Below are 578 nucleotides of genomic sequence, written 5' to 3' on the forward strand. Positions count from 1 at the left end.
GAGGAGTTGGTGGGGTCCGGGGTGCTGGGTTCCGTGGGGTCGTTGCGGGTGGATTTGTATGGGTCCCTTGCGGCGACGGGGCATGGGCATGGGACGATGACGGCGATCCTGTTGGGGTTGGAGGGGTTTCATCCGGAGTTGATCCTGCCGGCGGAGGTGGAGGAGCGGCTGGCGTCGATCGCGGAGACCGGGGTCCTGAACCTGGCCGGGGCGGTGGAGGGTTCCGGTGGCGGGGTGGCGTTGCCGTACGGGGTGGAGGATATGGTGCTGCGGCCGTTGACGGTGTTGCCGCGGCATACGAACGGGATGACGTTCACCGTCTCTGATGCGGGCGGTGAGGTGCTGCATGCGGCGACGTTCTTCTCGGTCGGTGGCGGGTTCATCGTCCGGGAGGGTGGGGAGGATGCCGCGCAGCAGGAACTGGATGCGTCCAAGGAGGAGTTGCCGTTGCCGTTCCGGACCGCCGCTGAGTTGCTGGAGCACTGCGCGGTGACCGGGCTGGGCATCGCCGATGTGATGTTCAGGAACGAGCTGGCCTCCCGGGATGAGGGGGAGATCCGGGCCGGGCTGCTGCAGAT

1 protein-coding gene is annotated in these 578 nt (G+C 67.5%); it reads left to right on the forward strand.

All coding sequences use genetic code 11. The annotated features are described in order from the left end of the window. The coding region (locus tag ACFO0G_RS19910) for a serine dehydratase beta chain (RefSeq protein ID WP_376979804.1) at positions 1-578 on the forward strand (578 nt) is incomplete at both ends.

Source organism: Arthrobacter sedimenti (genome assembly GCF_042652025.1).
GTDB classification, from domain to species: Bacteria; Actinomycetota; Actinomycetes; order Actinomycetales; family Micrococcaceae; genus Arthrobacter; species Arthrobacter sedimenti.